Source organism: Bacteroides coprosuis, assembly GCF_020741705.1.
GTDB classification, from domain to species: Bacteria; Bacteroidota; Bacteroidia; order Bacteroidales; family Bacteroidaceae; genus Bacteroides_E; species Bacteroides_E coprosuis.
Window position 1 is genome coordinate 1 of record NZ_DYYK01000176.1, and the last position, 4,975, is coordinate 4,975.

6 protein-coding genes are annotated in these 4,975 nt (G+C 38.4%); 1 reads left to right on the plus strand and 5 read right to left on the minus strand.

Translation table 11 applies throughout. The features are described 5' to 3' along the window. Positions 1–201: 201 nt before the first annotated feature. The 5 genes from K8V80_RS10400 to K8V80_RS10420 form a co-directional block, all read right to left on the minus strand. Positions 202–864, minus strand: a complete 663-nt coding sequence (locus K8V80_RS10400; protein WP_276777747.1) for a DUF6633 family protein — start codon at positions 862–864, stop codon at positions 202–204. Next, positions 827–1,612, minus strand: coding sequence for a hypothetical protein (locus K8V80_RS10405; RefSeq protein ID WP_276777749.1), 786 nt, complete (start codon positions 1,610–1,612; stop codon positions 827–829). Before K8V80_RS10405 ends, K8V80_RS10400 begins: the two co-directional genes overlap by 38 nt. 267 nt (positions 1,613–1,879) lie before the next feature. Further along, entirely contained in the window at positions 1,880–2,893 is a 1,014-nt protein-coding gene (locus tag K8V80_RS10410; protein ID WP_276777752.1) for a TQO small subunit DoxD, read from the minus strand. Positions 2,894–2,980: 87 nt separating this feature from the next. Beyond that, positions 2,981–3,340 (minus strand): hypothetical protein, encoded by a 360-nt coding sequence (locus tag K8V80_RS10415; RefSeq protein ID WP_276777755.1) that lies wholly within the window; start codon positions 3,338–3,340, stop codon positions 2,981–2,983. A 358-nt stretch (positions 3,341–3,698) separates the two neighbouring features. After that, complete coding sequence (locus K8V80_RS10420; protein WP_006744616.1) at positions 3,699–4,286, minus strand: HdeD family acid-resistance protein; 588 nt, start codon at positions 4,284–4,286, stop codon at positions 3,699–3,701. 221 nt (positions 4,287–4,507) lie between these two features. On the opposite strand from K8V80_RS10420, the gene K8V80_RS10425 reads away from it, so the two are divergent. Beyond that, a partial coding sequence (locus K8V80_RS10425) for a GNAT family N-acetyltransferase (protein ID WP_276777757.1) occupies positions 4,508–4,975 on the plus strand: 468 nt, incomplete at its 3' end.

Genomic DNA, 4,975 nt, shown 5'->3' on the forward strand with positions numbered 1-4,975 from the left:
TACTCTAGTTGATGGTTGTGGAAGCATCCGTATTCCAGAAAATGAAAGAGCAGAAAGATAGATTCTGCTTGATATCCTCCTGAAAACTTAGCTCGATCTTTCCTCTCTACTCATTCTATATCAAGCTCAAAAAACATTCTGACACCGACATGAGAGGATCATGACACCGATCGAGCGATGTCATGACTTAAGCAAACCTTTTCACTCACCCTTCCCCTTCATACAAAAAGCAGAGAGGATTCTGCCCACTCGGTTTTCATCTTTCTTCCAAGCTGCCCAATATTCTTGTGGAGATAAATCGGGAGGTAGGCGAGGAAAGATTTTACGAAAGATGGAATAGTGTTTTCGTGCTTCTTTTTGCATCTCATGCAATTCATCTAGTCCACCCATCAGTACGGGTACATCTTCGGTACGCATCATCGCTTGTTGGTGAGCTATATTTTGAGATTCTCTCTTATTTATCGCCTCTGCTCGTTCTCTCACAAACTGATAGAGAGCCGTCATAACCTGCTGAATATTCAATCGTTGTCCCCACACTATTTGTCCGTACTTCCCTATTTTGCATCTCCTAAAAAATAAACACAACTCACTCAAGTTGAGGAAGTAATACTCTGTAGCGATGAGCAAAGCCGTATCCAGAAATTGGTCTTGCTTCACTGCGGTATCGCCAAAACTACACAAGCTATGCAGATGATTGGCTATCACCGTAACGGCTGTGCCATTGTCGAAAGCACGGGTAACATCTGCCAAAGTGGGGATATTACTCTTGCTAGCAACCTCCATAATATCTTGTTTCACATTGATTTGTGCCAATGTGCCGCTCCACTCATCCACCAATTGAGATGCTGTTAATGATTGCTTCAAGGCCAGTTGAAGAGGCGTTAGCGGTGTTTCTCCAGGCTGTACTACTGCTGTTGTCTTCCAATCGGATGGTCGGAGTATGAGTTGACTGATTTTGGGCATAATGAGTTCCTTTCTTTTTAAGTTGAATTTTTAGCCAATTAGCAAAATGAGATTTCGCATCTTTTTCAGATTTATACACCTCTCCCCTCGTGGAGAGTTCGGCAAAGAATTGCTTGAGATGGTTTTCGAGAATGGGGATATCTCTAATCTTAAAATTCATACACATCAACTCCAGATAGCTCCTATCCTCTAGCAGGGCAGTAAGTGTAGCTTGTAGAGAATCTACCAAAAAGAACTCTTCGTCGTCGATAAAAATAGATTGTTTGGTTTGGTTTAGTTTATTAATAGCGACAGGTTGTGAGACAGTTTGCACGACAACTTGTGCGTCAGGTTGTGCGTCAACTTGTGCGTCTTCCAAGCTCTCCTCCTCTACAAAACTGATTAACGTATATTCTGCCGATTGGTTTCCACTCCGTTTCTTCCACGTCAATCTCTTTCGCTTAGCCAGTTCGGTACGTCCACGTTCTATACTTTTTTTAGACAGACCTGTTTTGAGTTCGAGTACCGAGATAGCCACGGTAAAATCTTCTTTCCAATAGGTTTTATTGGAGACAGACATGAGTGCGTGCCACACGTTGATGGCATTGGCAGAGAGAGGATTGGTTTCGAGCCAATCGTAAAAAGCATTGGTTTCTAATATATAATTCATAGGATAAAAGTTATCATTAGAAAATCACAAACTAAATCATCAATCTGGATCTTCTTTTATTTAGAGAGCAAAGCAAAATGTTAAATAGAAGATAACCTAGGCTTTTTGTCGTGTCAAAGCACTTATTCTAGAATAAGTGATAAGCAAGTCCTCTTTTTAGCTCTATTCTTATGTCCTGTCACTATTTTAACATATTAAAGGGCATAAAAAAGGCAGGATTCGAGCTTTGAAGAACTCAAACCCTGCCTATCAAGCAAAGAATTCTAATTACTTACTGACTTCCACACTCCATGTGGCCCCACTGATATCTATCAGTTCAAGGATGTATGAGCCTTGAAGCTGACTAAAAGCGGTATGGGTGAAGTGAAGCTTCGCTCTAGCTCCAAGTGGAAGGACCAAGCTATGTTTGCCTGGTTTTACTTTGGCCACAAAATCATTGACAATTTGCGTGGTGTTCATGCTCGACAAATCGGATTGGTCTTGCTCAAATACCACATTGCCACTCTTATCTTTGAGTTGAATACCTATTAAAAACGAACCATAAACATCGGCTCCCTCATCACGGAATACGGTAAACGACAAATCGTCGCCACTAAGCTGTGCCTCAGTAATTGTAACATGAGGTTTGACAGATAGATTGTGCAACGTGCCATACACGCCTCCGTGGAAATATTGATTGGTAAAGAGTGTTAAGCCCAAAATTAAAATCGAACCGACAAGTGCTGTTTTATTGAGGATAGTCTGACGAATAGGAAGTTCACCCGAGCCCAAAATAGCATACAACTTATGTTTGGTAAAGGGTAATTCCTTATTCATAAAATAAGAATCGAGAGAGTATTTTCCTCCACCCGTCATCAAGATGGTAAACCCTGCGGCTACCCCAAGTACCCCTATCTGCCATTCATCTAGGCAGGTAGTGCCTATCCAGCCTGAGCCAATAAGGATACCAAATGCCAAACTAAGTACACCGAAACTCATCAATCGAGTAAGGATTCCTAGCATAAAAAGTAGTCCTACTACGCCTTCAATGAGGGTAAAGGCAAGCATAAACCACCAAAGCCATTCGGGGTTGGATACCAAAAACTCGATCATCGGCTTAATGCCTAGGGCATTGGGTAAAAAGTGATTGAACTTCTCGCCGATGTATCCAGCTGCATCAGGATCTAATTTATTTTCTAAAATGACACGTCTCCAGAAAGCTGAAAAGTATGTCCAGCCCGCCACCCAGCGTAATGCGGTAGTAAACATACCCGCATAAGTATAATGTAGTTTGTTGTTCATAATCTGTCGAAATATTGATTTTTAAAACATAGATAGTGGGTAAGAATAGCCGTGTATTCTTACGATAAAATAAAATTCGACAGAGGTCTAAATCCGATATTGCTCATGAATGATATAGATGGGAATTATAGAAGGAGTACCCCGATCTGCATCATACGTTTCATTTTGGAAGGTTTGAGTGGCATGTTGTATCAATATATCTTCTACCCGATCTGCCAAAAATGGAGGTAGGCTGATATACTTTGCCACGGTTATTGTAGGATTGGAGTCGTTCGAAAAAACATCACACGCAGCAATCTGCTTTTGGTCGGACTTGTGTTCCCAGCTCGTTACGGGAATATCCAACAGCAATTTCAGCTCTCGCTTAGCCGAACAAGGAAGACAGACCAATACCATCAACGTAATAACGAAGATGCGTAAAAATGGATCTGTTTTCTTGTATGACATAGTGCTTTGTTTCAATGACAACGATATAAGTAATGAAATAGAAAACTAGTTTGTTCATAGAAACAGGCATTTTAACAAAAAAAATGTAAGCGACCTTCTTTTCCGAAAAAAAGAAAGTCGCTGAAAATCGTTTTTACAAAACAACTTATCTTTCTTAATCTTTACTTAGCCAGTGTATTACAAGACAACAAAGTAGTAATGTATCCTATCAAGGATATTAAGAAAGACCAACGCTTTAAATTAATCATACTATTAAACTTTAACAGCTTTATAACACGGCATTCATCTATTTGGTTTTAAAATGAAATAGGAATTTTTCTTTTTATACAAACCAATGCTAATTGTACGAGCAGTCCTCTTATATATCTAACTTCTCGCTCTTAATTATTTTATAGATTCCTCTCAATTTAAAAGCATAAAAGATACGAGCAATACCGTATAAAACCAACGAGAAAGCAAAAAGTGTAATGATAAAGCTGGATGCAAATGCGGGATTGGTAATCAATACAAACGAAAAGAGAATACCGATTATACCAAATGTCAGGATCCACCCCCAACCTTTAAAGCCAAAACGTTGCATCATTATGGATGAACTAATCATCATAACCGATTGAAAGGTGGCCCAAAAACCCACATACAATAACAGTACAATAATACTTTCGAGAGGACGGGACACCAATACAAGCCCCAACATCAAACTAATAATACCTGATGCCAAAATCCACCCCCAGTCGTGCCTGTCTTTACGCACAGAAAAAGCGTAGAATATATCTCCCAATCCACTTGCTATAAAACCAGCAATGAACAAGATATTAAGAGAGAACAAAGTAGTAACTGGCACAGATAAACTCCATATCCCTAAACAGAGAATAAGAACTCCGATGAGTAACCCCACCCACCAATACTTTGCTTTTCTTCTCAGATTTTTTAAAAATGTAATTTCCATACCAACCGTTTTAATTAAAAATAGAACTTTTTTTATTTTAGATAAAGAGAAAATAAAATCCTATTATATAAAACAGCATACAGAAAAGTTGGTTTAGACTAAAAACTGAATAAAACGCCTATTTATACGCTTTTAATACATAATTAATTAACATTAATATTTGTAATATTGTTGTAATACTTTATCTTTGTTATCACAATAATGTAATTCATTTTCAGAATATGATCAATACCTATTCTTTTAATACTTTAAATAAAGTATCAGAACAGGAAATTAAGGACAGTTTTATTGATGCATTTCAGGATTACAGTATCTCTTTTTCTACCAAAAAGTTTAGTCGTATGCTACAAAGAAAAGGCTATCAACCAGAGCTTTCTTTTGGCGCATATCATAACGAAAAACTAGTATCTTTTATACTAAATGGCATAGAGGGATATAATGGAGTACTTACGGCTTACTATGTAGGTAAAGGAACAAGAAAAGACTATAAAGGGCAAGGGTTAACTCCTCAGACTTTTGAGTTTGCTCTACCCCTTCTTCGAAAACACGGTGTAAAAGCCTACCAACTCGAAGTATCACAAGATAATGAGGCTGCACTTAAAATCTACCAGAAAAGGAACTTTAAGATTACAAGAAACTTCAACTGTTATCACGCTGAAACCGACTTAATTTCACAAATTACGGCACGA